The following is a 692-nucleotide window of genomic DNA, read 5'->3' as shown; positions in this document are numbered from 1 at the left end:
CAGGGAAAACGCACGAAACCCCTTGATACCAGAGGGCTCAAGCCTTTTCCGATTTTGGTGTTTGCAATGGTGAACCGTCCAAAATTTGCTCCAAGTAGTCAGTACTCATCATCGCACACTTCATTTTGCGCTCAATGCCACCATCAAACGTTTTTTCATTCTTCAATAAATTGAGAGCAATGTGCCTGAAACCGGATAGGATTTCTGCAGCATCTCCACGTCGTATCTGGCAGTCATCTTCGTCCATCGCCACATCCAGAACGTAGTGCAACGAATTTTCGATGGCCCAGTGACTACGTACGCTTGTGGCTAGCTTTTTGGCTGTGAGTTCTGCAGAACTGATGTAATAACGGATGCTGACATCTTCAATTTTTTGTGGCGTATCACCAACCTGACGAAAAGCAATAACAGCTCCCAGTGTACGCATACCAGCCCAGTCAAAAGAGAAGTTCACAAACTCGTCGAAAATGTCGCTGACAACGTGTACACGAAGCTCCTGGCGGCCGCGATTTTTCTCTTCTGTTTTGTAAACAGAATCAAAGTCACCTGCCAGAATTTTACTCATGGGGAAGTGTTTTTCGAACGCCTCATGAAGCTTTGGCTGGTTCCCCTTTACGGCCAGAATATAGTCAGCTTTCTTGTCTGTGATTTTCTTGGCAATGTCTCGCTGACAGCCCATAGCGTCAATGGTG

At 46.2% G+C, this 692-nt stretch carries 1 protein-coding gene; it reads right to left on the bottom strand.

Annotation, left to right across the window (positions count from 1 at the left end; genetic code table 11):
- Positions 1-37: 37 nt before the first annotated feature.
- Positions 38-692, bottom strand: a 655-nt coding sequence (locus E1189_RS00775) for an ISAs1 family transposase (RefSeq protein WP_155158223.1), incomplete at its 5' end; no start/stop codon positions are given.

The organism is Parendozoicomonas verongulae (assembly GCF_009711465.1).
Taxonomy (GTDB): Bacteria; Pseudomonadota; Gammaproteobacteria; order Pseudomonadales; family Endozoicomonadaceae; genus Sansalvadorimonas; species Sansalvadorimonas verongulae.
Note: the sequence above shows the minus strand (reverse complement) of the source record. Positions and strands in the feature narration are given on the sequence as shown.